General features: G+C 69.9%; 23 protein-coding genes and 1 riboswitch. Of the genes, 3 read left to right on the top strand and 20 right to left on the bottom strand.

Annotated elements, in window-relative coordinates; genetic code table 11:
* Positions 1–3: 3 nt before the first annotated feature.
* The 3 genes from MAE01_RS05070 to MAE01_RS05060 form a co-directional block, all read right to left on the bottom strand.
* Positions 4–813, bottom strand: coding sequence for an energy-coupling factor transporter transmembrane component T family protein (locus tag MAE01_RS05070; protein ID WP_147038455.1), 810 nt, complete (start codon positions 811–813; stop codon positions 4–6).
* Positions 810–2,369 (bottom strand): ABC transporter ATP-binding protein, encoded by a 1,560-nt coding sequence (locus tag MAE01_RS05065; RefSeq protein ID WP_186806125.1) that lies wholly within the window; start codon positions 2,367–2,369, stop codon positions 810–812. Before MAE01_RS05065 ends, MAE01_RS05070 begins: the two co-directional genes overlap by 4 nt.
* Entirely contained in the window at positions 2,288–2,923 is a 636-nt protein-coding gene (locus MAE01_RS05060) for an ECF transporter S component (RefSeq protein WP_147038454.1), read from the bottom strand. Before MAE01_RS05060 ends, MAE01_RS05065 begins: the two co-directional genes overlap by 82 nt.
* Positions 2,914–3,026, bottom strand: a riboswitch (TPP riboswitch). It overlaps the preceding gene by 10 nt.
* A 70-nt stretch (positions 3,027–3,096) precedes the next feature.
* Between MAE01_RS05060 and MAE01_RS05055 the strand changes: the two genes are divergently transcribed.
* Entirely contained in the window at positions 3,097–4,827 is a 1,731-nt protein-coding gene (locus tag MAE01_RS05055) for a D-alanyl-D-alanine carboxypeptidase family protein (protein ID WP_147038453.1), read from the top strand.
* 40 nt (positions 4,828–4,867) lie between these two features.
* Here the strand turns inward: MAE01_RS05055 and MAE01_RS05050 are convergent, their stop codons facing one another.
* The 3 genes from MAE01_RS05050 to MAE01_RS05040 form a co-directional block, all read right to left on the bottom strand.
* Positions 4,868–7,012 (bottom strand): ABC transporter ATP-binding protein, encoded by a 2,145-nt coding sequence (locus MAE01_RS05050; RefSeq protein ID WP_147038452.1) that lies wholly within the window; start codon positions 7,010–7,012, stop codon positions 4,868–4,870.
* Positions 7,009–8,736: an ABC transporter ATP-binding protein gene (locus tag MAE01_RS05045; protein ID WP_147038451.1), complete on the bottom strand. Its 1,728-nt coding sequence runs from the start codon at positions 8,734–8,736 to the stop codon at positions 7,009–7,011. The genes MAE01_RS05050 and MAE01_RS05045 overlap by 4 nt, the downstream gene beginning before the upstream one ends.
* Before the next feature lie 161 nt (positions 8,737–8,897).
* Entirely contained in the window at positions 8,898–9,959 is a 1,062-nt protein-coding gene (locus MAE01_RS05040) for an enoyl-CoA hydratase/isomerase family protein (RefSeq protein WP_229718097.1), read from the bottom strand.
* Positions 9,960–10,069: 110 nt separating this feature from the next.
* On the opposite strand from MAE01_RS05040, the gene MAE01_RS05035 reads away from it, so the two are divergent.
* On the top strand, positions 10,070–11,476 hold the full coding sequence (locus tag MAE01_RS05035; RefSeq protein WP_147038449.1) for an ABC transporter ATP-binding protein: 1,407 nt from the start codon (positions 10,070–10,072) through the stop codon (positions 11,474–11,476).
* 2 nt (positions 11,477–11,478) lie between these two features.
* Here the strand turns inward: MAE01_RS05035 and MAE01_RS05030 are convergent, their stop codons facing one another.
* From MAE01_RS05030 to hemE, 11 genes are all read right to left on the bottom strand, one after another.
* Positions 11,479–11,928, bottom strand: a complete 450-nt coding sequence (locus MAE01_RS05030) for a hypothetical protein (protein ID WP_147038448.1) — start codon at positions 11,926–11,928, stop codon at positions 11,479–11,481.
* A gap of 167 nt (positions 11,929–12,095) precedes the next feature.
* Positions 12,096–13,424: a glutamate-1-semialdehyde 2,1-aminomutase gene (gene hemL / locus MAE01_RS05025; protein WP_147038447.1), complete on the bottom strand. Its 1,329-nt coding sequence runs from the start codon at positions 13,422–13,424 to the stop codon at positions 12,096–12,098.
* Between the two features lie 116 nt (positions 13,425–13,540).
* Positions 13,541–14,554, bottom strand: a complete 1,014-nt coding sequence (gene hemB, locus MAE01_RS05020; RefSeq protein WP_186806124.1) for a porphobilinogen synthase — start codon at positions 14,552–14,554, stop codon at positions 13,541–13,543.
* Complete coding sequence (locus MAE01_RS05015; RefSeq protein ID WP_147038446.1) at positions 14,551–15,351, bottom strand: uroporphyrinogen-III synthase; 801 nt, start codon at positions 15,349–15,351, stop codon at positions 14,551–14,553. The genes hemB and MAE01_RS05015 overlap by 4 nt, the downstream gene beginning before the upstream one ends.
* Positions 15,351–16,343, bottom strand: a complete 993-nt coding sequence (gene hemC, locus MAE01_RS05010; RefSeq protein WP_147038445.1) for a hydroxymethylbilane synthase — start codon at positions 16,341–16,343, stop codon at positions 15,351–15,353. The genes MAE01_RS05015 and hemC overlap by 1 nt, the downstream gene beginning before the upstream one ends.
* A 7-nt stretch (positions 16,344–16,350) precedes the next feature.
* A complete protein-coding gene (gene hemQ / locus MAE01_RS05005) occupies positions 16,351–17,028 on the bottom strand; it encodes a hydrogen peroxide-dependent heme synthase (protein ID WP_147038444.1) in 678 nt (225 codons plus the stop codon).
* A 72-nt stretch (positions 17,029–17,100) separates the two neighbouring features.
* Positions 17,101–17,376: a hypothetical protein gene (locus MAE01_RS05000; RefSeq protein WP_147038443.1), complete on the bottom strand. Its 276-nt coding sequence runs from the start codon at positions 17,374–17,376 to the stop codon at positions 17,101–17,103.
* Entirely contained in the window at positions 17,363–17,770 is a 408-nt protein-coding gene (locus MAE01_RS04995) for a phage holin family protein (protein ID WP_147038442.1), read from the bottom strand. Before MAE01_RS04995 ends, MAE01_RS05000 begins: the two co-directional genes overlap by 14 nt.
* Before the next feature lies 1 nt (position 17,771).
* Complete coding sequence (locus tag MAE01_RS04990) at positions 17,772–18,179, bottom strand: hypothetical protein (protein WP_147038441.1); 408 nt, start codon at positions 18,177–18,179, stop codon at positions 17,772–17,774.
* A gap of 96 nt (positions 18,180–18,275) precedes the next feature.
* Positions 18,276–19,769 (bottom strand): protoporphyrinogen oxidase, encoded by a 1,494-nt coding sequence (gene hemG, locus MAE01_RS04985; protein WP_147038440.1) that lies wholly within the window; start codon positions 19,767–19,769, stop codon positions 18,276–18,278.
* On the bottom strand, positions 19,766–20,785 hold the full coding sequence (hemE, locus tag MAE01_RS04980) for a uroporphyrinogen decarboxylase (RefSeq protein WP_147038439.1): 1,020 nt from the start codon (positions 20,783–20,785) through the stop codon (positions 19,766–19,768). The genes hemG and hemE overlap by 4 nt, the downstream gene beginning before the upstream one ends.
* Positions 20,786–20,883: 98 nt before the next feature.
* Between hemE and MAE01_RS04975 the strand changes: the two genes are divergently transcribed.
* A complete protein-coding gene (locus tag MAE01_RS04975; protein WP_147038438.1) occupies positions 20,884–22,188 on the top strand; it encodes a glutamyl-tRNA reductase in 1,305 nt (434 codons plus the stop codon).
* 13 nt (positions 22,189–22,201) lie between these two features.
* Here MAE01_RS04975 and MAE01_RS15905 read toward each other — a convergent pair whose 3' ends face one another.
* The 3 genes from MAE01_RS15905 to MAE01_RS04960 form a co-directional block, all read right to left on the bottom strand.
* Positions 22,202–22,753: a signal peptidase I gene (locus tag MAE01_RS15905; protein ID WP_186806123.1), complete on the bottom strand. Its 552-nt coding sequence runs from the start codon at positions 22,751–22,753 to the stop codon at positions 22,202–22,204.
* A gap of 125 nt (positions 22,754–22,878) precedes the next feature.
* Positions 22,879–25,068 carry an ATP-binding protein gene (locus tag MAE01_RS15900; RefSeq protein WP_186806122.1) on the bottom strand — a complete coding sequence of 730 codons (2,190 nt, stop codon included), beginning with the start codon at positions 25,066–25,068 and terminating at the stop codon, positions 22,879–22,881.
* Complete coding sequence (locus MAE01_RS04960) at positions 25,065–25,712, bottom strand: LuxR C-terminal-related transcriptional regulator (protein ID WP_147038437.1); 648 nt, start codon at positions 25,710–25,712, stop codon at positions 25,065–25,067. Before MAE01_RS04960 ends, MAE01_RS15900 begins: the two co-directional genes overlap by 4 nt.
* Positions 25,713–25,722 lie beyond the last annotated feature (10 nt).

Below are 25,722 nucleotides of genomic sequence, written 5' to 3'. Positions count from 1 at the left end.
GTCTCAGCCTGCGACCGACGGGCCCAGGATGAAGTTCCAGGTGCCGAAGACGACGGCGGCCGTGATGGCCGCCGCGGGGATCAGCATCCCGATCACCACCAGCACCGTGTCCCCGACGTCCCACCTCGACGGCCGCGCCCAGCTGCGAGCGCCAGGGCCGCCGAAGCCGCGGGCCTCCATCGCCGTGGCGAGCGACGATCCGCGCCGGATCGCGAGCACGAACAGCGCGAACGCCATCCCGATACCGCGCCGGATCCGCCCCTGATCGGCAACGCCGCGCGCCCGGCGCGCCAGGGCGAGCGCCCGCCAGTCGTCAGCGAGCAGCCCGAGCATCCTCATCCCGGCCAGCGCCCCGATGACGAACCGCGCCGGCAGCCGCGCCCGCTGCGCGAGATCGTCGGCGAGGTCGGTCGGATCGACCGTGACGAAGAGCACGATCGCCGGGAGCCCGATCGCCAGCACGCGCACCGCAGTGGCCGCGGCGAGCGCGAGCGATCCGTCGCTGATCCGCACGACGAACCACTCGAAGTGGACGGTCCCGCTCGCCGCGCCGTAGAGAGCGATCGTCACGGCGCTGAGCGGGGCGGCGATCCACAGCACGGCCGTGCGCAGCCAGAACTCCTTCGCGCGGAGTCCCGCGAGCAACAGCAGCGGGATCTCCAGCGCCAGCGCGACCGCGGCCGAGAGCACGTCGATCGTCAGGATGAGGGGGATGCTGATCAGCAGTGCCGTGGCGAGTTTGGCCAGGGCGCTGCGCGGCGCGATGGGACCCGATCGCTGAACGCGACCGGAGTCTGCGACGAAGTCCGTCATGCGATCTCGACCCGTCGCGCGTGCAGCGCCCGCAGCACATCCTCGTCGTGCGAGATCACCACGATGGCGGTGCCCTGGTCCCGCAGCCGCGCGATGATCGCCACGAGTTCGGCCCAGGTCACGGCGTCCTGGCCGAACGTCGGCTCGTCGAGCACGAGCACACGCGGCCGGGTGGCGAGCGCAGCGGCGACCGTCAGACGCCGCTTCTCTCCACCCGAGAGCGTGTACGGGTTCGCCTCGGCCAGCGCGCCAAGACGCAGACGCACGAGCAGGTCGTCGACCCTGACAGCCACTTCCTCGGGACTGAGGCCGAGCGCGCGGGGGCCGATCGACAGCTCCTCGCGTACCGTGCGCCCGAGGAGCTGATGCTCTGGGCTCTGCAGCACCGCGCCGATGCGGGTGAGCAGCGCACGCGATGACCACTTGCCTGGTTCCGTCTTCTCGCCTGCGGCGAGGGCGGCGGATGCCGTCACCCGGCCGCTCTCGGGCGGAATCAGCCCGGCCAGGGTGAGTCCGAGCGTCGACTTGCCGGAACCATTGGGCCCGACGATCCCGAGCACCTCGCCCGCGCGCAGGCTGAGGTTGAAGGGTCCCGCGACCGGCACGCCGCGCCGCCGCGAGACGACGAGCTTCTCGGCGTGCAGCAGCTCTTCCCCCGGCGGAGCGGCCGGCGGGGCGGGGAAGACCGGCGGATGCCCTGGCACCCACACCCCGGCGGCAGCGAGCTCATCGCCGCGGGCGCCGAGCACGGCATCCGGTGTGCCGTCGGCGAGCACGGCCGTGGTCTCGCCGTCCGCGTCACTGCCGAGGACGATCACGCGATCGACCAGAGGAAGCCACACGTCGATGCGATGCTCGATCACCACGAGCGTCGCCCCGGTCGCATCCAGCACGTTCTTCACGGCATCTCGCACCTCGCCGACCCCGCCGGGATCGAGGTTGGCGGTCGGCTCGTCGAGCAGGATCGCCCCAGGACGCATCGCCAGCACGCCGGCGAGCGCGAGCCGCTGCTTCTGCCCGCCGGACAGCGCCGCGGTCGAGCGATCCAGCGGCACCTCGAGCCCGACGGCATCCAGAGCGGCGTGCACGCGCGGCCAGATCTCCTCGCGCGGCACTCCGAGGTTCTCGCATCCGAACGCCACGTCGTCGCCGACCCTGGCGAGGATCGTCTGGGTGTCCGGATCCTGCAGCACCATGCCGACTCGACCGTGGGCGTCGGCGGCCGGCATCCCGTCGACCAGCAGCTCGCCGACCTCTTCGCCTTCGTCGGCTCCGCCGAGCACGCCGCCGAACGCCTGCAGCAGGGTCGACTTGCCGGACCCGGATGCTCCCAGCAGCAGCACGCGCTCCCCCGGCTCGATCGTCAGCGAGACGTCGCGCAGCGCCCAGCGCAGGCGGGTGGCATAGCGCCACCCCCACGACCGGGCTTCGAGGATCGCGGGTGCGGACGCCGTGCCGCGGTCTATCGGGATGGTCACACCCGCGCTGTCGCCGCTCGGCCCGATGCGAAGCGGTTCAGGGCGCCGGTGGCCGCGAGGCCGCGAGCGATCAGCCATCCGCCGAGACCGGCGATGAGGGCACCGGAGATCGTGGTCGAGGCGATGTACACACTCGTGAACAGCACGTCGGCACCCGGATACCAGAGGATGCGGTCATTGATGCCGCACGCGAGGCCCGCGCCCGCGCCGGCGAGGATGGCGACGGGCAGCCGCCAGACCCCGTAGAGGAAGACCAGGAAGATCAGTTCGGCGCCGAGACCCTGCACGATGCCCGACGCGATCGTCAGCGGCCCCCACTGATTTCCGACGAGCGCCGAGATCACCGCTGCGACCAGCTCGGTGTAGAGGGCGGCTCCCGGCTTGCGGATGATGAGACCGCCGAGCACGCCGGCCAGGAGCCAGGGTCCGGCGAGCAGACCCTGCACACCGGGCAGCAGGGGCTTCAGCAACGTGCTCGGTGCCTCGTAGCCGATGTTCCACAGCAGGAAGATCACCGCGCACGCGACGGCGATGACACTGGCCACGACGATGTCGACGACGCGCCAGCGCCACAGTTCCGGGCGGCGGAGCCCCTTCGCGGCGTGCCTCGAAGCGGACATGGATGTACTCATCTGAACTCCTCCCTGCGCCGGCATGATCCGGATCAGGTTCGACGGTCGAAGCGCGGTTCGCTTCCTCTCAGCCCGGCTGACCCGGACTCCCGTGGTTGTGAAGTCGATCATACCCACAGCGCGTCGGAGGCGGCTTCGCACCCGGCATGCGTGCGATTGGGTAGCGTGAACGGGTGATCTCCGACGATGTGACGCCTGCTGCAGGCGCGACGACCCGGCGCGCTCGGCGCGCGATGCGTCGCGCGGCCGAGTCGTCGCGCACGCCGACGCTGCCGTTCAGCGACGCCGACGCCGCCGTGATCGAGGATCCCGTCCCCGTGCCCGCGGACTCCGCGGAGTCCACGCCGACGCAAGTGGATGCTGCGCCCGCAGCGGCAGAGACCGCACAGGTACCGGTGGAAGCCGCGCTCCCGCAGGCGGATGCCGCACCCGCCCAGCCGGATGCCGCATCGGCAGCGGTCGACGAGGCGCAGCCTTCCGACCTGTCGGCGCTCGGCGTCGACGACCTCGGTTCCGTCGAGGAGGGCGCGCCCGAACGCGTCGTGGAATGGGCAGGCCCTTCGCGCCCGGCGACCGCGCTGAGCTGGGTCGAGACGGCCGACGTCGCGGAGTCCAGCCGTCCCGCCGATCTCAATGCCATAACGATGGACGGTCCGGTCACGGATCTGCTCGCGGATGCGAAGCTGCGACCCGTCGTCCTGCGCAGCCGATGGCTGGTTCCGGTCGGCACCATCGCCACCTGCGCCATCGCCTACAGCGCCAGCATGCTGATGTGGCCGCTGCACGAGGTGCCGCCGGTCGTACAGCCCGTCGAGTTCGCGACCGTGGCACCCGAACCCGCCGCGATCGTATGGCCGTCGGTCGGCAGTGCCGGCCTGAGCATGGCCGGCGTCTCATCAGCGGCATCCGCCACGCAGGCCGTCCCGATCGCCAGCGTGACGAAGGTCGTCAGCAGCCTGATGGTGCTCGATCGGATGCCGCTGCAACTCGGCGAGCAGGGGCCCGAGTTCGCCTTCGACTACGGCGACACCCTGGAGTACTGGGATTACCGCATCGCGAACCAGTCCGCACTCGACGTTCCCGTCGACGGCGTGCTGACGGAGTACCAGCTGCTGCAGGGCACGCTGATGGGGTCCGCGAACAACTACATCGACCGGCTCGCACGAGAACTCTGGGGTTCGGATCAGCAGTTCGCACAGGCCGCAAAGACGTGGCTCGCAGAACGCGGCCTCGGCGACATCACGATCGTGACGCCGTCGGGCTTCGACGAGGGCAACGTCGCCACACCCGAAGCGCTGCTGCGGCTCGGTGAGCGGGCCATGCAGAATCCCGTGTTCGCGGAGATCGTCGGCACGGTCAGCGCCGAGATTCCCGGCGCGGGACTGGTCGAGAACACCAACGGGATGCTGGCAGACCCCGGTGTCGTCGGCATCAAGACCGGAACCCTCGTCGGCTGGAACCTGCTCACAGCGAAGGACGTCACAGTCGGCGAGACCACCGTGCACCTCTACGCGTCGGTGCTGAACCAGAACGACGACGCAGAGCGGCTCGCCGTGACGCGTTCGCTGTTCGACCAGGCCGAGGCAGCACTGGCGACGATCTCGCCCGCCGTGCCGGCGGGCACCATCGTCGGCGAGATCAGCACGCCGTGGGGCACGAGCGTCGACATCGTCTCGGATGAGGATGCGACCGTGGTGCTCTGGAACGGCACCGCGGCGTCCGCCGCCGTCGAGTTCGATCTGAGCAACCAGCGCGAGGAGGGCGAGGACATCGGCACGGTCACCGTTACCGGGCCCGTGGATCAGGCGTCCGTCGACGCGTCGCTGGCCGAGGAGATCGCGGGCCCGAGTCCCTGGTGGCGCCTGACGCACCCGCTGGAACTGCTCGGCCTCAGCTCGAAGTGACGTGGTGGGGCTGGGCGGCCGCCCAGGCCCACCACGTCAGTCACCTCTCGGCGGGCTCGTCCACTGTCTCGGCCGCTTCTGCCTCGCCGGAGGCGACGACGGGAACCGCGTCCGTCATGGCCTCTTCGGCGTCGATGTCGGTCGCAGCCTGCTCGAACTGCGACTGGTACAGCCGCCAGTACGCACCCTGCGTGGCGATGAGCTCGTCATGCGAGCCCTGCTCGACGATGTCACCGTGCTCCATCACGAGGATGAGGTCGGCATCGCGGATCGTGGAGAGGCGGTGCGCGATCACGAACGAGGTACGGCCCTTGCGCAGCGCCGCCATCGCATGCTGCAGCAGCAGCTCGGTGCGGGTGTCGACCGCGCTGGTCGCCTCGTCGAGGATCAGGATCGACGGCTGCGACACGAACGCGCGAGCGATCGTGATGAGCTGACGTTCACCCGCGGACACGTTCGAAGCATCCTCGTCCAGCACCGTCTCGTAGCCCTCGGGGAGCGCGTGCACGAACCGGTCGACGTACGTCGCCGTCGCCGCCTCGATGACCTCTTCATCGGTGGCGGTGGAGCGGCCGTAACGGATGTTCTCGAGGATCGATCCCGCGAACAGCCACGGATCCTGCAGCACCATGCCCGTGCGCGAGCGCAGTTCGGAGCGGGCGACGCCGGCGATGTCCTGCCCGTCGATGAGGATGCGGCCGGAGCTCAGCTCGTAGAACCGCATGATCAGGTTGACCAGGGTGGTCTTTCCCGCACCGGTCGGTCCGACGATCGCGACCGTCTGCCCCGGCTCGACCCGGAACGACAGGTCCCGGATCAGCGGGCGATCCGGCGTGTACGAGAACGACACCTCCTGGAACTCGATGACGCCACGGCCCGCGACCTCCGGATCGGGCAGCGAGGCCGCGTCGGAGGCGTCGGCCTGCTCCTCGTCGGCGTCCAGGAAGTCGAAAACCCGCTCAGCGGAAGCCGTACCGGACTGCACGACCGCCGCCATGCCGCCGAGCTCCGACAACGGCTGCGTGAACTGCTGCGAGTACTGGATGAAGGCCTGCACGTCGCCGAGGCGGAGCTGACCGCTGGCGACCATGAGCCCGCCGAGCACCGCGATGCCGACGAAGGTCAGGCTGCCGACGAAGGTCATGGCCGGCATGATGATGCCCGACAGGAACTGCGCCTTGAAACTCGCCTGGTACAGCTCCTCATTCTCGGCCTGGAAGCTCTCGAGAGCCTCCTGCTCGCGACCGAAGACCTTGACCAGCGCGTGACCGGAGAAGGACTCCTCGACGCGGGCGTTCAGGCGGCCGACCTTGCGCCACTGGCTGCCGAACGCCTTCTGCGAACGCGGACCGATGACGCCGAAGATCACGCCCATCAGCGGCAGCGCGACAAGCGCGACCAGTGCCAGCTGCCACGAGATCGAGAACATCATCACCAGCACGCCGATCACGGTCAGAACCGCCGTCAGCGCCCCGGACAACGACTGCTGCATGGTCTGCGTGATGTTGTCGATGTCGTTGGTGACGCGCGAGATCAGCTCACCGCGCTGCACCTTGTCGAAGTACGACAGCGGCAACCGGTTGATCTTCGCCTCGACGGACTCGCGCAGACGCCACATCGTGCGCACCATGATCACGTTGATCACGTAGCCCTGCAGCCAGCTCAGGATGGCGGCGACGACGTAGATCGCCAGTACGGCGATGATCACCCAGCGCAGTCGGTCGAAGTCGATTCCGGCGCCGACCTGGAAGCTGTCGAAGGCGGCCACCATGTTGGCGAAGTCGCCCTGGCCCTGCGAGCGCAGCATCTCGACGACCTGCTCCTGCGACGTGCCGGCGGGTACGCCGTTGTCGCCGAGCACCTTGGAGATGTAGCCCTCGTAGATGAGGTTGGTGGCCTCGCCGAGCACCTTCGGGGCGGCGACCGTCAGCACGACGCCGATCGCGCCGAAGAACGACACCAGCACGAACCAGAGCGCGGAGGGCTTGAGCAGCCCGATCATGCGGGCAAAGCTTCGGCCGAAGTTGTCGGCCTTGCCGGGGGCGACCGCGTCCCAGTCTCCGGAGTTCTGACGTGCCTGCTCGGCGAGCTCCGCCTCGTACTGCTCGTCGGGCGTCAGCGTCGTGGTCGGGCCGACTTCTGCATTGGTCGGGGCCCCCTCGACGGGGTCGGGCAGCGTGCTCATGCGTCCACCCCCAGCTGCGATTCGACGATCTCACGGTAAGTGTCGTTGCTGGCGACGAGTTCGTCGTGCGTTCCGACGCCGACCATCTCTCCTCCTTCGAGGACGACGATGCGATCGGCGTCCGTGATGGTCGACACGCGCTGCGCGACGACGATCTTCGTCACCTGCGGCAGTTCTCGCCACAGCGCTTGGCGCAGCCTCGCGTCCGTGGTCAGGTCGAGCGCCGAGAACGAGTCGTCGAAGACGAGGATCTGCGGCTGGTGCACCAGGGCACGGGCGATCGCGAGTCGCTGGCGCTGACCGCCGGACACGTTCGTGCCGCCCTGCGCAATGCGGGACTCGAGTCCCTCGGGCATCTCGGCGACGAAGTCCTTGGCCTGCGCGATCTCGAGCGCGTGCCAGAGCTCTTCATCGGTGGCATCCGAACGGCCGTACCGGAGGTTCGAGGCGATCGTCCCGGTGAACAGGAACGGACGCTGCGGGACCAGGCCGATCGTCTTCCACAGGGCATCCATGTCGGCTTCGCGCACGTCGACGCCGCCGACCCGGACGACGCCGCCCGTGACGTCGAACAGTCGCGGCACGAGCGAGATCAGGGTCGTCTTTCCGGCACCGGTCGAACCGACGATCGCGACCGTCTCGCCGCGCTCCGCGCCGAACGAGATGTTCTGCAGCACGGGTGCGTCGGCTCCCGGATAGGTGAACTCGACGTTCTCGAACATGACCGTTCCGGGCACGGGGAAGTCGGTCGCACCGTCCTCAGGACGTTCGAGGGAAGACTCGGCGTCGAGGACCTCGCCCACGCGCTCGGCGGAGACCGCGGCGCGAGGGATCATGATCGCCATGAAGCTGACCATGATCACACCGCCCATGATCTGACCGATGTACTGCATGAACGCGAACAGCGTTCCCACTTCGACGTTGCCGTTCTGCACCTCGAGGCCGCCGAACCAGATGACGCCTACGACGGTGACGTTGAGGATCAGCATGAACAGCGGGAACAGCAGCACGAACAACGAGCCGATGTTGCGACCGAGCTTCATGAGATCGGTGTTCGCGCCCCGGAAGCGCTGCTCTTCCACGCGCTCTCGGACGAACGCGCGCACGACGCGCACGCCGGTGAGCTGCTCGCGCATGATGCGGTTGATCTCGTCGATCTTGCCCTGGTTGCGACGGAACAGCGGCACCATGCGACCGATGACGAGCACCGCCGCGATGAGCAGCACGGGGACAGAGACGCCGATCAGCCAGCTGAGCCCGACGTCCTGCTGCACGGCCATGATGATGCCGCCGATGGCGAGCATCGGGGCCATCACGAACATCGTCGCGCCCATCATCGCCAGCATCTGCACCTGCTGCACGTCGTTCGTGTTGCGGGTGATGAGCGACCCGGCGCCGAACTGCGACACCTCGCGCTCGGAGAAGCCGCTGACGCGCGCGAACACGTCGGAACGGATGTCGCGGCCAACGCTCATGGCGGCTTTGGCGGCGAAGTAGGTCGCGATCACGGAGCAGACGATCTGGCCGAGCGAGACGACCAGCATCCAGACGCCGGTTCGCCAGATGTAGGCGGTGTCGGCAGTGGCGACGCCCTCGTTGATGATGTCGGCGTTCAGCCGGGGGAGGTACAGCGCAGCCAGCGCGCTGATGAACTGGAACACGAGCACACCGACCAGCAGTGGCCAGTATTTGGAGAGGTAGCGGAAGAGGAGCTTTCCGAGCATTGGTGAGGTCCTTTTGGGGAGCGGGCCGAATGGGCCACCAGATAGCGTGCCACGCCCCACCGACATTGCACATACCTGATCGGAATTATCCGCTCAGGGCGAACGAGTCGCTGATGACAGCCGGTTTTTCGCTCCGGTCCAGAAAAGGATCCGGTTGCGACTCAGTCGAACAGCGGCACCTCGGGCACGTATGCGCGGGCGTCAGCGCCGGCATCCGCCGGGAGCTGCGGGATCGTCGCGGGCTGCCACTTCGGCGAGCGGTCCTTGTCGACCAGCTGCGCGCGGATCCCCTCGACGAGATCGGGATGCTGCCGCACGAACCACATGACCCGCCGGTACTCGCCGATCAGGGCATCGCGCAGGTCGCCCTCGCGTGCTTCGCGGACCGCATCGAGCGTGACCGCGAGCCCCGTCGGCGAGAGCTCCACGAGCACGGCAGCCGTCGCGGATGCCGAGACCTCGGCGCGTGCGGAGAGTCGCTGCGAGATCTCGGCAAGGGAGTCGGCCGCGAACACCTCGTCGATCCAGGCGCGCTCGGCCGCGAGCACCGATCGCTCCGGGGTCTCGTCGAACAGGAGCACCAGCTCGGACGGGCTGGTCGGATCGGCGCGCTTGCCCAGGGCCTCGCGGAGCTCTCCCAGGTGCTGCGACGGCACGTAGTGATCCGCGAAGCCGGCGTAGACGGCATCCGCCGCCGACATCGTGCCGCCCGTGAGACCGAGGTACTCGCCGATCCGGCCGGGCGCGCGTCCGAGCAGGTACGTGCCGCCGACGTCGGGGGTGAATCCGATCCGGGTCTCCGGCATCGCCAGCCGGCTGCGCTCCGTGACCACGCGGATGTCGGCGTGACCTGCGATGCCGATTCCGCCGCCCATCGTGATCCCGTCGGCGATGGCGACGACCGTCTTCGGGTACTCGGCGATCATCAGGTTCAGCGCGTACTCGGCGCGGAAGAACTCCGAGGCGCCCTGTGCATCGCCTCCGACGATCTGGTCGTAGAGCGCGCGCACGTCGCCGCCGGCGCACAGCCCGCGCTCTCCTTCACCGTCGATCAGGACGATTTCGATGTCGGTGTCCTCGCGCCACGCCTCCAGCGCCACCTTCGCCTGGCGGATCATGTCGATGTCGAGCGCGTTGATCGCCTTCGGCCGGTTGAGCGTGAGGCGGCCGAGCGCTCCCTCGGTGCGGATGAGAACCGTCGGGGCCGCGTCGATGTCAGTCACGGATGCCACGTTACATCGGCCTGTTCTGGACTTTATGCATGCGGCCGATGCGAGATTCTGCGGGATTTCCGGCAAGATGGGGAGGACGCCCATGCAGTGAAAGGCCCCGGATGGCAGACGGACAGCTGATCGAGTTCGACCACGCGACCAAGCGCTTCGGCGCCGTCGCGGCCGTGTCGGACTTCTCCGCGCGCGTCAATCCCGGTGTGGTGACCGGATTCCTCGGCCCGAACGGCGCCGGCAAGACGACCACGCTGCGGATGCTGCTCGGGCTCGAGCGCCCGACCAGCGGCACTGCCACGATCGGCGGCAGCCGGTACGCCGAACTGCGCAACCCCGCGCGTGTGATCGGCGCGATGATGGAGGACCCCGGTTTCCGTCCTCGCCGTTCGGTCGAGCGTCATCTGACGACGGCGGCCAAGGCGGCCGGCATCCCGCTGTCACGCGTGGGCGAACTGCTCTCCTTCGTCGGTCTCGAGAACGATGCGGACACCCGCATCGCCGCCCTCTCGCTCGGCATGCGTCAGCGCCTGAGTGCCGCGACAGCCCTGCTCGGCGACCCCGGAGTCCTCGTCCTGGACGAGCCGGCCAACGGCCTCGACCCCGAGGGCATCCGCTGGATGCGCACTCTCATCCGCGGCCTCGCCGATGAAGGACGCACGGTGCTGGTCTCCTCGCACGTGCTGTCGGAGGTCGAGCAGATCGCCGACGAGATCCTCGTGATCGCGCATGGCGAGCTCAAGTTCGCCGGCACCATGGAAGACCTCGCCGACCCGCGCACCGGTCCGGTCGTGGTGGATGCCGCTGACCGCAGCGCCCTGTCGGTTTCGCTGAAGGATGCCGGGTACGAGTTCGAGATCCTGCGATCGGGGCTGACTGTTCGGGGCAGCGATGCCGCGACCATCGGCGGCATCACCGCTCGCGCCGGTGTCGCACTGACGACACTCCAGCAGCGGGGTCCGACGCTCGAGGACGTGTTCCTCGATCTCGTGCACGACCGGTACGTGCCGCCGGCTCCTGTTGCTGATGAGACAGCCCTGTTCGATCTGCCTGTGGCGTCCGCCGAGCCCGTCGCCGACCCTTCGACGGGCTCAGGGAGCGGCGACTCCACCGATGACGCACACACCACGGTCGCCGAGCCTGTCGAAGCGTCCGAAGACGAGCGTCCACTCATCGATGACGCAGACATCACGGTCCCTGAGCCTGTCGAAGCGCCCGCCTCCGCCGAAGCACCCGCCGAGGAACGCCCGCTCCCCGGCATCTCGGACCTGGCCGCGGTGGCCAGCCTGTTCGCCAACCCGGTCACCGATCCCAACATCGCCGCCGCGGGGATCGAGTCCGCCGAGGTACAGGATTCCGAATCCGAGCCCGCCGAGTCCGACGCCGAGGATCTCGACAGGACGCGCGTCATCGACGTGGTCCCGTCATTCGATTCAGAACCGGCGGATCACGCAGCGGATGTCGCCGAAGGCTCGGACGACGAGCACGGCGACAGCTCGGACGACGAGCAGCGCTGAGGTCAGACCGGTCGCGGCCGGATGACGGGTCGCTGACGTCCGGCCACGACCGGGGTCGGCGCGGTTCCCGCGATCTCGACGACGTCGACCGGCTCCGCGGACACATTCAGACGCAGCGCCTGCGTGAGCGCGAGCCCGTGGCGGGTCGTGAAGATGAGGCGCTGGAACTGCCCGTCGCCCTCGAGATCGATGACGACGCTCGGACGTCGCCGCCGGATCAGGACGAAGTCGGTCGTCGCCGCGGCCTTCCAGGTGCCTGCCGCGAGTATCCCGGGGATGTGCGTGCCGGGCCCCGGCACGCCGCGCAACCACGTCCACGCGTCATCCGTGAGCTGCACCTTCGTGATCGTCTCGCGGACGATACGCAGGTTCTCACGGTGGAACGTGGCCGCACGCTCGAGCGGAGAGAGCACAACCTCAAGCTGTGTCTGATCCAGGAGCAGCGTCACCATCCGTCCAGTCTGCCAGCGTCCGCCGCGATTCTGTCTGCGACTTCCTCACAGGACCGCAACGATCGGCTTGTGCGTTTCCGCACTCCCCGCCGCACACGTCAGGAGGAATCGACCTCAGGCAGCGTGTTCTCGGGCTGGTGCCGCGGAATTCCCGAGAAGCTCCGGAGTCACGCGGGGCGCGAAGCGGATGCCGCGGCGCGAGCCGCCGCGGGCAGCGCGGCCTCGATGCGGCTCAGTGCCGTGTCGTCGTGCGCGGCGGTGAGGAACCAGGCCTCGAAGACGCTCGGCGGCAGTGCCACGCCCTGCTCGCGCATCGAGTGGAAGAAGGGCGCGTAGCGGAAGGCCTCCTGCGCCTGAGCCTCGGCGTAGGTGCGCGGCGCCTGCGGCGCGAACGCCACGCCGAACAGGTTCCCAGCACGCGGAACGGCGTGTACGACTCCGGCTTCGGTCAGCGCAGCATCAAGGGCATCTGCGATGCGGGCGGCGGCGGCATCTACCTTGGCGTACACGGCGGGTGTGGCCAGACGCAGCGTCTCGAGTCCGGCGGCGACGGACAGCGGGTTCCCGGACAGGGTGCCCGCCTGGTAGACGGGGCCCGTCGGGGCGAGCATGTCCATGACCTCGGCACGACCGCCGAGGGCGGCCAGCGGCATCCCTCCACCGATGACCTTGCCGAACGTGATGATGTCGGGCAGGTACTCCTCGCCCGTCGCAGCCTGCAGTGCCCAGAAGCCGGCGTGGTGCACGCGGAACCCGGTGAGCACCTCGTCGAGGATCATCAGCGCGCCGTGCGCGTGGGCGGTGTCGGCGATGAACCGGTTGAATCCGGGGTCGGGCACGACGACGCCCATGTTCGCCGACGCGGCCTCGACGATGACGGCGGCGATCCGGTCGCCGTGCTCGGCGAACACGGCCTCGAGCCCCGCAGGGTCGTTGTAGCCGATCACCAGCGTCTGCGCGGCGATAGGTGCAGGGACGCCGGCCGAGCCGGGCAGTGCGAGCGTCGCGACGCCTGAACCGGCCTCGGCGAGCAGGCCGTCGGAGTGGCCGTGGTAGTGACCCGCGAACTTCACGAGCAGGTCGCGTCCGGTCGCGCCTCGGGCGAGTCTGATCGCGGTCATGGTGGCTTCGGTGCCGGTCGAGACGAGGCGCACGCGTTCGATCGGTGCGAGGTCGCCGAGCCGCACGCGCTCGGTGATCTTGCGGGCGAGTGCCACCTCGCCCTCGGTGGGAGCGCCGAACGACAGTCCGCGGGTCGCGGCCTCCTGGACGGCGGCGACGACCTCGGGATGCGCGTGCCCGAGCAGCGCAGGCCCCCAGGAGGCCACCAGGTCGACGTACTCGCGACCTTCGGCATCCGTCACGTATGCGCCGCGGGCGGATGCCAGGAACCTGGGCGTCCCGCCGACGGAGCCGTACGCTCGCACCGGCGAATTCACGCCGCCGGGGGTCACCGCGCGCGCGGCGGAGAACAGCTCGTCGTTGCGATCAGTCATGATGCCTCCTCAGAAGTGTGCGGCTTCGATCTGTGTCTGGCTTCGACTCGCTGCGCTCGCTCAGCCCGTTTCGTCTTCGGCGCTGCGCGCCTGCGCTCAACGACCCGCAGAAGCGGTCAGCGTTCGCGGAGCCAGTGCGCCGCCTCGGTCGCCCAGTACGTGAGGACCGCGTCTGCGCCGGCGCGCCGGATCGACAGCAGCGACTCGAGCACCGCGGCACGGCGATCGATCCAGCCGTTTGCGGCAGCGGCCTCGATCATCGCGTACTCGCCGGAGATCTGGTACGCCCATACCGGCACCTGCACGGCGTCGCGCACCTCGCGCAGCACGTCGAGGAAGCTCATCGCGGGCTTGACCATCACGACGTCGGCGCCCTCTGCCTCGTCGATCAGCGCCTCGCGGACGCCCTCGCGGCGGTTGCCCGGATCGAGCTGGTAGGTGCGGCGGTCGCCCTCGAGCTGCGAGTCGACGGCCTCGCGGAACGGACCGTAGAACGCGCTGGCGTACTTGGCGGCGTAGCCGAGCAGCAGCGTGTCGGTGAAGCCCTCGGCATCCAGTCCCTTGCGGATCGCGGCGACCTGGCCGTCCATCATGCCGGAGAGCCCCAGCAGGTGGGAGCCGGCGCGCGCCTGCGCGAGCGCCATTGCGACGTAGCGCTCCAGGGTCGCGTCGTTGTCGATTACGGGGTCGGTCCCTGAGCCTGTCGAAGGGGCGAGCACCCCGCAGTGGCCGTGGTCGGTGAACTCGTCCAGGCACAGGTCGGTCTGCACGACCAGCGCGTCGCCGACCTCCGAGACCAGCGCGCGGGTGGCGACGTTGAGGATGCCGTCTGGATCATCCGCACCCGAGCCGATCGCATCGCGCACGGCGGGAACGCCGAACAGCATCACGCCGCCGACGCCCGCTTCAGCCGCCTCCACCGCAGCACGGCGCAACGAGTCCATCGTGTGCTGCGCGACGCCGGGCATCGACGAGATCGGCACGGCCTCGGTCAGTCCTTCGCGCACGAACATCGGCAGCACGAGCTGTCGCGACTCGAGCGACGTCTCACGAGCGATCGCGCGGACCGCAGGCGACCGGCGCAGACGCCTTGGGCGGATCGCGGGGAAGCCGGCAGCGGGGAAGCTCACGGCGCGAACTCGTCTGCTGCGTGCGGGAGAGTGAAGTGCGAGACGGCGTCGATCAGCGCGTCGACGGTCTGCTTGTCGGCGACGACGGTGATCGGAAGCCCGGCCCGGCGGGCGTCCTTCGCCGTGCGGGGGCCGATCGCGGCGAGCAGTGTCTCGTTAGGGATGTCGGGGAACTGCTCCCGCACCTGCTGCGCCACCGAACCGCTGGTGATGAGGATCGCGTTGATGCGTCCGCTGTCGACGTCGCGACGGATGCGATCCGTGACCGGCACCCCGACCGTGCGGTAGGCCACGATGCTCGACACGTCGTGCCCCGCGGCGATGAGCGAACGGGTGAGGACGGGCTTGGCGATCTCGCTGCGCAGGGTCAGGATGCGACGGGGTTCGGGCTCGAGTGCGATGAGCTGCTGCGCCATGCCCTCGGCAGAGTTGTCGGTCTCGGGGACGAGCGCGACCTCATAGCCGACGGCCTGGAGGGCGGTCGCGGTGGTCTCGCCGACCGCGGCGATCTTCGTCGACTTCGGCACGACGGCGCGATGCGCGAAGAGCACGTCCACCGTGGTGGCGCTGGTGACGGTGAGCCAGTCGAAGCCGCCGGCGGCCAGCTTCTCGAGCGCGTCGTCGAGAGCGGCCTGGTCTGTGGTCGGGCCGAAGTTGATCAGCGGAGCGACGACCGGGACGGCCCCCTGGGCACGCAGGGACGCGGCGACGCCGTCGCCCCACGGGCCTCCTCGCGGGACGAGGACGCGCCAGCCGCTCAACGGCTTCTCATGCTTCGATTCGGGTGTCGTGGTCATCAGGATTGCTCTCGGGGTACGAGGTCGGCCGCCCCTTGTTCGAGCAGCCGACGGGCGACAGAAAGCCCGAACTCGCGTGCTGCGCGATTCGGGTCCGCACCATCGGCAGCATCCGCATCGTCGCCACTGCCGTGACTCCGAATATACCCCCGGTTCAGGGATTCAGTGACGTCGAGCCCGATCCGCCGTTCGCTGGCCGGGTCGTAGACGATCGTCCGGACCCGCATCGAGTCGCCGGTGACGACGGCGTGTGCGGCCATCGGCGCCTGGCATCCGGCATCCAATCCCTCGAGGATCGCACGCTCCACGGTGATGGCCAGACGGGTGTCCTCGTCGTCGAGCTCGGCGAGCGCTGCGCGCAGGTCGGATGCCGCATCCACGGTGGTCTCGACGGCGAGCGAACCCTGCCCCGGGGCGGTCGGCCACTCGGCGAGCCCGAGCTCCTCCCGCTTGAGAGTGGTCTCCGAGCCGAGGCGGGACAGCCCTGCTGCGGCGAGGATGACGGCATCCAGTTCACCGGTCTCCACGCGCGCAAGACGCGAGTCGACGTTGCCGCGGATGTCGACGACCTCTGACCGCGGTGAGCGCAGACGGACCTGAGCGATGCGCCGGGGCGACCCCGTGCCCACCTTGGCACCGGCCCGCAGCGCGTGCAGCGGCGTGCCGTCGCGGGTGATCACGACATCGCGGGCGTCCTCGCGGGGCGGGGTCGCGGCGATGAAGAGCCCTTCGGGGACTGCGGTGGGCAGATCCTTCAGGGAGTGGACGAGGAAGTCGCACTGACCGGCGAGCAGTGCCTCGCGCAGTCGGGTGGCGAAGACGCCGAGTCCGCCGATCTCCGAGAGGGATGCACGATTGGTGTCGCCCTCGGAGACGATCGGGACGAGTTCGACCCTGCGTCCGGAGATCCTCTCGAGGGCGGCAGCGACGTGTCCGGACTGCGCCTGGGCGAGAGCGCTTCGGCGTGTGCCGAGACGAATGGGGGTGGACATGGCGGGCCTACTGGAGGACGTCCGCGATCTCGTCGAAGCGGAGGCGCCTGCCGGTGTAGAACGGCACCTCTTCCTTCACGTAACGGCGCGCATCGGTGTAGCGCAGGTCACGCATCAGATCGACGAGTTCGGTGACATCGTCGGCCTCGAGCGGCAGCAGCCACTCGTAGTCGCCCAGCGCGAAGGCGGCGACGGTGTTGGCGATGACGCCCTTGAACGCGGCACCCTTGCGGCCGTGGTCGGCGAGCATCTTGCGACGATCCTCTTCAGGCGCGAGGTACCACTCCGGCGTGCGCACGAACGGGTACAGGCACAGCCACCCCTTCGGCTCGACGCCGCGCAGGAACCCGGGCACGTGGGCGCGATTGAACTCGGCGTCGCGGTGCGCGCCCATCACGTTCCACACCGGCAGCAGAGTGCGCAGCAGTTCCGTGCGGCGCAGTCGGCGCAGAGCCTTCTGCAGTTCTTCCGCCGTGTCGCCGTGCAGCCAGACCATGAGGTCGGCATCGGCCTTCAGCCCGGAGACGTCGTAGAAGCCGCGAACGGTGACGCCGGCATCCTCGATATGGCCGACGATGGTCTCGAGCTCAGTGGCGTCCGTCCCGGCGACGGGGGCATCGGGGTTTCGTCGCCAGACGGCCCAGAGGGTGAAACCGGACGGGTTCTGTTCACTCACTTCGGACATTCTCCCAGTCTGCCTCTTTCCGGGACGGGGAGCGAATGCGCGGCCCTCGATGGCCCCAGCGACCCGGATCGGTCAGCGGGCGATGGCGCGGGCGATGCCCCAGACCAGTCCGCCGACGGCAGCCGCGACCCCGACGGCAGCGGCGATCGCCCCGACCGGATTGCGGTCGGCGAAGGCACGCGCCTTCGCCGCACCGCGCTTGGACGCCTTCTCGATGCGGCGCGGGAAGTTGCCCTTGATCTCGATGGCGGCCAGCGCCGCCTTCAGCTCGGCGCGCGCGGACTGCACGGGATCGTTGATCCCGGCGGGAACTGCGGTGCGGGGCAGCGCGGACTCAGGGATGCTCATCACCGGCCTCCTTCACAAGTCGGATATCGGTCGCGACGGCCTGCCCTGGGTTCTCACGGCGCAGGACCTTGCGGAATTTCAGCAGGCCGAACAGCACGCACACGATCACGCACAGGAGCAGCAGGCCGATGACGGCCAGCGCGGAGAGCCACACCGGCCACCAGGACGACAGCCCTGCGACGGCGAACACGAGGATCATCGGCACGAGCCAGAACAGGAAGAACAGCGCGATGACGAACCAGACGCCGCCGATTCCGGCATCCTTCGCGGTTCGCGAGATCCACGCCTTTGCGGCGTCGACCTCGGCCTTGACCAGCTTCGTGACGAGCTCTGGGAGATCGCCGAGGAGGGTCAGGAGACTGTCGTCGGCGCGGTCACGGTATCCGCGGACCATGTCACTTCCCGTTCGTCGTGGTGTTCTTCGCGCCGGTTGAGGACGAGGAACTGCTCTTCTTGGTCGACGAAGACTTCTTGGCCGCATCGACGGCGTCCTCCAGCGCGTCCTCGACGTGATCGACGGCCTTCTTGCCCGTTGCGATCGCCGAGTCCAGCTTCTCACCGGGGGTGCTTCCGTCGCCGGCGGCCTTGGCGACCTTGACGACGCCGTTCCAGATTGCGCCGGGCACCTCGGATGCCTTCGCGCCGACGAAGGCCTTGGCCTTCTCGACCTGCTTCTGGACGGGTTCCTTGTTCCAGACCTTCAGCCACTGCGTCTTGATCTGCTCGTAGCGCTCGCGTCCGGCGCGTGTTCCGAGTACGTAACCGACGCCGAGTCCGACGACGAGTCCGATCTTCCCCTTCATGGGGTCTCCTCACGTTGTTCCGGTCGAGCCGCTGGCGTGGATGCCCTCGGCCAGGGCTCCAGCGTAACGCCGTATGCCGAAATCGGCATCTACCGGTCAGGGGGTTGACAGCGGGCCGTCATCACCCCAAAGAAGCGCCCGGCGAACCCGGTCCGCCTCGGCCTTCGCGTCCGGGACGACCTGCGCGAGCCCCGTACCCGACAGCCACGCGCCGGCGACGCCGAGGCCGTCGGCCTTCTGCACGGCGGCGCGCACGTCCCGGCGGCGGTCGGCCGCTCCGATCAGCGAGGAGGGCTGCGACTGCGTGAACCGTGCGCGGTGCGAGGCCACCAGTGCGGACTCAGGCAGCGTGAGGCCGAGGAGCGCCTCCGCCTCTGACAGTGCGAGCCGGGCGGCAGCATCGTCGTCGAGCGCGGCCGTGGCCGCCGGTTCGCCCTGCGCGCCGAACGAAACCCGCACGACGTGGCGATCGCCTGCGGCCGCACGGAGCCACTCCCACTTGGCGGTCGCGTGGGTGAGCGCCTTGGCCGTGTGACTGCCCGGCACCGTGAGCACGCCGGTGCCGCGCGGGGCGGCATCCAGCGCCGGAGCGTCGAGCAGCAGGCTCACGATCTCGATCTGCGGGGCCTCACCCTCGGCGCCGAGGCCAGTGACGTGGCCGGCGAGGAGGGCGCGGGCGCTGGGCTCGGCGGTGGCGACGATCACCGCATCCGCCGCCAGAGTCTCGACCGTCGGGTCTTCGCCCTCGGCACCGATCGGGAAGCTCACGGTCCAGCCGTCGCCGTCGCGCGCGATGGCGTCGACGGCCGCTCCGGTGCGGACGACAGCGCCGAGCTCCTCGAGATCCGCGGCGAGCGCATCCACCAGAATGCTCATGCCGCCGGCGATCGCCTCGACCGCGGATCCTGGCGCCTTCTTCGCACGGTCGGCGCGATCGGCCAGCAGCTGTGCGACACCGCCGGAGAGCGAGCCGGCGCGGGTGAGAGCCTCGTTGAGACCGGGCGCTGCGATCTCGGTGTCGACGTCGTCAGGGTCCGCCGAGTAGACACCGGCGGTGACCGGGGCCACCAGCAGGTCGCGCACCTTCTGACCCATCCGCTTCGAGACGAGCGTGCCGAGGCTGCGTTCCTGGCCGATCGTGAGCGGCGGGCGGAGGCGATCCACGTACGCGCGCCACGCGCCGCGCCAGCCGACGATGCGGCGGACGTCGTCGGCGAACGGGTTGGCGGGGATGCCGAGGATCCCGCCCTTGGGCAGCGGCGCGGCATCCAGGTCCGGGGCGCCGACCAGCCAGGCTCCGGCGGGATTCGGGGTGACGATGCGGTCGGTGAGTCCGAGTTCGTCGAGGAGCTTTCGGACGTGCCCGCCGCGCGTCGCGTAGCTCTCGGCACCGGCATCCACGGTCACGCCGTCGAGTGCGGCCCGGCGGATCGCGCCGCCGAGCTCGCCCGCGGCCTCGAGGACCGTGACGTTCATGCCGACCTTCGCGCATTCCCGGGCGGCGACGAGCCCGGCCATCCCGCCGCCGACCACGACGACGTGACGGTGCGCCGCGCGGGCGGCGAGGTCTGCCGTGCCGTCCTCGCTCATGAGTGCGCGAGCTCGACGATGCGGGTGAGCTGATCGGGGTCGGTCTCCGGCGGCACGCCGTGGCCGAGATTGAGGATGTGCGCTCGCGCGGCGCGGCCGCGCTCGAGGACGTCGCGGACGTGCGCCTCGAGCACCTCCCACGGCGCGGACAGCATGGCCGGGTCGATGTTGCCCTGGACCGTGACGTCGGGGCCGAGGATGCGCGCGGCCTCGTCGAGCGGCTGACGCCAGTCGACACCGACGGCGGATGCCGCACCGTCCAGGCGCATGTCGGCGAGGAAGGGTCCGGTGCCGACGCCGAAGTGGATGACGGGCACGCCGATGTCGGTAACCGCAGCCCTGGAGTGCGGGGCGACGTGCGCACGGTAGTCGGCCGGGTTCAGCGAACCCGCCCAGGAGTCGAACAGCTGCACGGTCGCTGCGCCCGCGTCGCGCTGGGCCTCGAGGAAGCGGCGCGAGACGCGCGACAGCCAGCCGGCCAGACGATTCCACGCCTCGGGGTCGGTGTGCATCATGGCCCGAGCGCGCAGGTGCTCCTTGGAAGGCCCACCCTCGACGAGGTATGCGGCGAGCGTGAACGGGGCGCCGGCGAAGCCGATGAGAGGAGTGTCGCCCAGCTCATCGGTGACGATGCGCACCGCCTCGGCGATGGCAGTGGTGTCGAGGTCCTCCGGGTCGATGGCCGTGATGCGATCGACGTCTGCGCGGGTGTGGACGGGCTCGGCGAACACGGGGCCCCGACCCGGCTCGATGACCACGTCGACGCCTGCCAGGCGCAACGGGATCACGATGTCACTGAAGAACACCGCCGCGTCGACCCCGTGCCGGCGCACCGGCTGCAGCGTGATCTCGGCTGCGAGGTCGGGGGTCAGGCAGGCATCCAGCATCCGGGTGCCGACGCGCAGCTCGCGGTACTCGGGGAGCGAGCGGCCGGCCTGACGCATGAACCACACCGGGGTCCGCTCCGGTCGGTCTCCGGCGAGTGCGCGAAGCAGTGGGGCATTCGAGGAAGGCATGCTCCCATCCTCCCATCCTGGGCTCATGAACCGCCTGTCAGCGTCCTGTGCCGCACCGCGTGGAGCTGTCTCTCGGCGAAGCGGCGTAGAATGGCTCTGTGCTGCTGTGTGTGACGGCGAGTCACAAGACCGCCTCCTTCGACATGCTCGAACGATTGAGCCGCACCCCTGACGACGTCGCGCCGAACCTCCTTCGCCTGGCCTCGTGCGTGCAGGGGGCCGTCGTGCTCTCCACGTGCAATCGCTTCGAGGCCTACATCGAGGTCGACGAACCGGTGACGGCCGCAGGCGCGGTCGGCGTCGAAGCGGTGCTCGAGGCGATCGAGGAATCGACCGGCATCCCCTCGGCCGACCTCGACGGCGCGTACGACGTGCACTCGGGTCGCCGGGTCGCCGAGCACCTGTTCTCGGTCGCGTCAGGACTGGAATCCGTCGTCCCCGGTGAGGGTGAGATCGCCGGCCAGGTGCGCCGCGCACTGACGTCGGCACGCAAGGAGGGCACCACCTCCCCCGAACTCGAGCGCCTGTTCCAGCGCGCCAGCCAGGCGCAGCGCAAGGTCAAGAACGTCACAGCCCTCGGCCGCGCCGGCCGCTCGCTGGTGCGGCTGTCGCTCGAGCTGGCCGACAGCCGGATCGCCGACTGGTCCGCCGAGAGTGTGCTGCTGGTCGGCACCGGCGCCTACGCCGCCGTCACCCTCGCCACGCTCCGCGAGCGCGGCGCCACCGACATCTCGGTCTACTCGCCGTCCGGCCGCGCAGAGTTCTTCGCCAAGAAGCACGGCCTCACCGCCGTGGCCGATGACGATTACGCCCGCATCGCTTCGCGGTCGAGCCTGCTGATCACCTGCACGAACGCCGCCGAAGAGCCTGTCCTCGGGCCCGAGCACCTGCAGGCCCCGACCGGTCCCGTCGCCGTCGGCTGCCCGATCGGCGCGACCGCTTCGCAGCTGGTCATCGACCTCGGGATGCCGCGCAACGTGGACCCCGCCGTCGCCCAGCTCGAGGGCGTCGCGCTGTTGGACCTGGAGACGATCCGCCTGCACGCGCCGCTGGAGGAGCTGCAGGCGACCGACGCCGCCCGCACCGTCGTGCGCGACGCCGCCGACACGTTCAACGTGGTCGGCGACCGGCAGAGCGTCACGCCCGCCGTCGTCGCATTCCGGTCGCACATCTTTGCTCTGATGGAGGCCGAGATCGATCGCGCCCGTGCCCGCGGCGACGAGGACGGCCGCGTCGAGCAGGCGATGCGCCACCTCGCCGGTGTTCTCACGCACACGCCGACGACGCGCGCGCACGAGCTGGCCGCAGACGGCCGCGGCGCTGACTTCGTCGCAGCGCTCGAGACGATCTACGGCATCCGACCCGCTGCCGAAGGCGCCGGCGAGCAGGCCTCGACCGCCTGAGTCATCGTCGGCGTCAGCGTCTCGACCGGGACCGCGACACCAGGATCCACGCCGCGTATCCGCACACGGCGATCACGACCGCAGCCAGCGCGGCGACGCGCCACGGTCCCGTCACCGCCGCGTTGACCCAGCCCAGCATGGGCACGCTGTACCAGAGCCGCCCGAGGACCTGCTCCTCACCCACGGGTTCGGGGTCGGGCTGGGCGCTCGCGTCGCCCTTCGTGATCAGAAGGTCGCCCGCGGAGCCCACCACACGATGCGTGACGATCGCCGGGTCGCCGACCGCCGGGTGATAGGTGATGACATCGCCGGTCTCGATGTTCTCGACGTCGACAGGCTGCGTCACGATGAGCGCTCCAGCCGCAAGCGCCGGGGCCATCGAACGGTCCGCGATCGTGTACGCGGTCGCGCCGGTCATCAGCGGGACGCCCGCCACCAGCACGGCGGTGAGCACGAGCATCCCCAGTATGCCCGCACCCACGCCGTGCCCGAGTGCCACCCCCATCGACCGCGGCTTCGTTCCGGTCGTTGACGACTGATCCGGCTCCTTGCTCTGCTCGGTCACCGGCTCTGCCTCGTCCCCAGCATTCCGATGCCGGCCCCCCGTTCCGGGTGCCCCATTCGGGAGCAGCGTAGGCCCGTCATCGTTGATCAAACGATATCGACGTTCGGCTAGAGGTAATAGGTCTTTCAGCCACCAAAACGGGTGGATGCCGCTTCCGACGAGGCGGTCGCCAGCGCGTCGCGACCGACCGGGAGAATCCTGGCGATGAAGCTTCCCACCGCCTCGTCGAGCTGCTCCACGAGCCACGCCCGCAGGCGCTCGAGCTGCTCGTCGTCGATCTCGCGGTCTGCGACATCGTCGATCAGCACGACGTCGACACCCCGTGCCCGTGCCCTCGCGGCGGCGGCGACCACGGCGGCGGCCCCGAGGCGCCCTGCGCGATACCCGTCCCGCAACTCCCCCTCGTGGACCAGACACCGGCGGATCTCCTCGTCGGTCAGCGCGGTACCCTCGCCGATGCGGGCGAGCAGCGACCCGAAGACCTCGTCCCACCGCGCGACCTTCTCCGCTGCGCGTGTGGTGACCTCGGAGAGCCATGCGCGTTCGCTGCTCGCTCGCAGCGCGGCCGCCCTGTCGCGCTCGGCGTGACGATCCAGCACTCGCAGTGAGATCGCCAGGCCGGCGGCGGCCAGCACGACCACGATCGCGCGCATGACGGCGGCACGCACCTCGTCGAAGGGACCGGAAACGACGGCGAGCGCCAGCAGCGCGGTCGCGGGGATCAAGAGCATCAGTGCCGTCGCGGGGCGCGCCCGCAGGCACAGCATCCCGAGCACGACGGATGCCGTGACGTACGGCCACATGCCCGCGTACGTGGGGGCGTCCGCGGTGTCCGGCACAATGACGCCCCCGAGCATCGTGCCGACGGCCGAGAGGGCGAGCGACCCTGCGATGGCGACGGTCGCGGTGCCGGCACGGTCGGCACGCCACGACACGATCACGAACGCCGCAGCGAGGGCGCCCCCCGCTGCGACCGCGGGAAGGGGCTGCCGCAGCCAGAACAACGAGTAGAGGGCGAGCACGAGGGGGCCGGCTGCGAGCAGCGCGCCGGTCAGACGCATGTCACGATCCCGCAGGAGGCCGATCGCCCGCACCGTGACCGGTCGCGAAGGGATGCTCGGGCTCCATGACGCGTCGACCACGACCCCGTCGCCCGGAGCGCTGCGCACCTCGGCGCGCCCGCCGACCGCACGCAGTCGAGCCACGATGCTCACGGCGATGCCCACCCGGCCGGGCGCCACGGCTTCCTGATCGAACCCCGGGCCGTCGTCGTGCACCTCGACGCGGATGCCGTCCCCGATCCGGCCGAAGATCACGGTCGCCTGGTTCCCCGCCGCGTGGGCGCGGACGTTGACGAGCGCCTGCTGCACGGCGCCGGTCATCGCCTCTGCGACATCGCCGGGGACTTCGGCCGCGCTGTCGGCCCCTTCGGGTTCGAGGGTCTCGCTGAACTGCGCGCCGTGGTCGCGGGCGAGCTCTTGAAGTCGCGCGCGGAGCGCGGCGACGGCGACCGCCTCTGTCGACGGAGCCGTCAACGCGTTCAGCGCTTCGCGTGCCCGATGGGCCTGCGCCGCCAGCGCCGGCCGCATCTCGGCCGTCGCCCTGGCGGCGAACGCGAGCGTCGCGAGGACCTCATCGTGCACGAGCGCCTGAGCCCGTGCATCCACCGCGCGACGTGCGGCACTCTCCGCCTCGCGGGCGGCGGCATCGCGCGCGACCGCCGCCGCAGTATCCGCCCGCTGCGCCCGGGCGAGCGTCGCACTCGCCAGCGCGCAGAGAAGGACGGCGGTGGCGAAGGACTGCACGTTGTTCGTGATGGCATTGGCGGAGCGGTCGTCCATCGCGATGCGCAGCAGCGGGATGAACACTCCCAGCGCGCCGAGCACGATCCATCCGCCCGCCGGTCCCCAGGCGATGACGGCCGCGAGCACCGGCAGGGAGGTTACGGTGAGCAACCACGAGAGCTGACCGCTGGGCGAACCTCCGCTGAGCGCGAGAACCGGCCAGGCCAGCAGGAGCACGGCGAGGTACGCGCACGCCGCCACGCCGTTCATCACCGCGATCAGGCGCCGCCCGCTCCACTGCGCGAGCAGACCGACGGCGATCAGGATGCCGATGGTCGCGAGGATCGCGGCCTGGAACGCGGGCGGATGGTCAGCGGGGTCGCTCTGGACGACGACGGTGGCGACGCCCAGAGCGGCGACCGCGGCCAGAGCACCGTTGCCGGCGGTCAGCACCCGCGCAGCGAGCAGCTCGTGACGTCCGGCAAGCGACTCCTCGATGGTTTCCGCTCGAAGAGCCGCAGCGGCGCTCATTGGCTACCGGGGACGGGGAGATATCCGTCTTCGACTCCCCGTCGGTACAGTTCGACCTTCGTCGGCGCGGGACGCCCGAGCCGCTGATAGACCAGCTTGATCCGCTTGAGGTGGTCGTTGACCGTGTTCTCGCTGATCCCCAGCTGAGTCGCCACCTGCTTGGCTCCGATGCCGGAGGCGTACAGCGCGAGCACGCTGCGCTCGCGTGCTGTGAGCGCGGCCCCCTCTACGTCGGGATCCCCGTCCACCGTCACGGCCCATTCGGTGTCGACGAGCAGTTCCCCGCGCGCCGCTCGCTGGATCGCCGACAGGATCGCCTTCGGCGGCGCGGACTTCCGCACCACACCCAGCGCATCGGTACGAAGCGCCTCGCGAACCAGGAAGCGGTCCTCGCCCGAGGTCAGGAAGAGCACCGCCGCCTCACGTTCCCGGAGCCGCTCCACGTTCTCGGCGGGGGTGCTCCCGTCGCGGAGCGAGATGTCGAGCACCACGAGATCCGGATGCAGGTCGGCGCTCCGCAGCGCGGCGACCGATGCGACGGCGCCGACGAACTCGAGATCGGCCGCGGCGTCGATGAGCGGTCCTATCGCCAGGCCGACCAGCGCATGGTCGTCGACGATCGCGACGCTGAATGTGCCCACCATGGCTCAAACC

Source organism: Microbacterium aerolatum, from assembly GCF_007988825.1.
Classification (GTDB): domain Bacteria; phylum Actinomycetota; class Actinomycetes; order Actinomycetales; family Microbacteriaceae; genus Microbacterium; species Microbacterium aerolatum.
The sequence above is the reverse complement of the archived record's forward strand: the minus strand, read 5'-3'. Positions and strand labels throughout refer to the sequence as shown.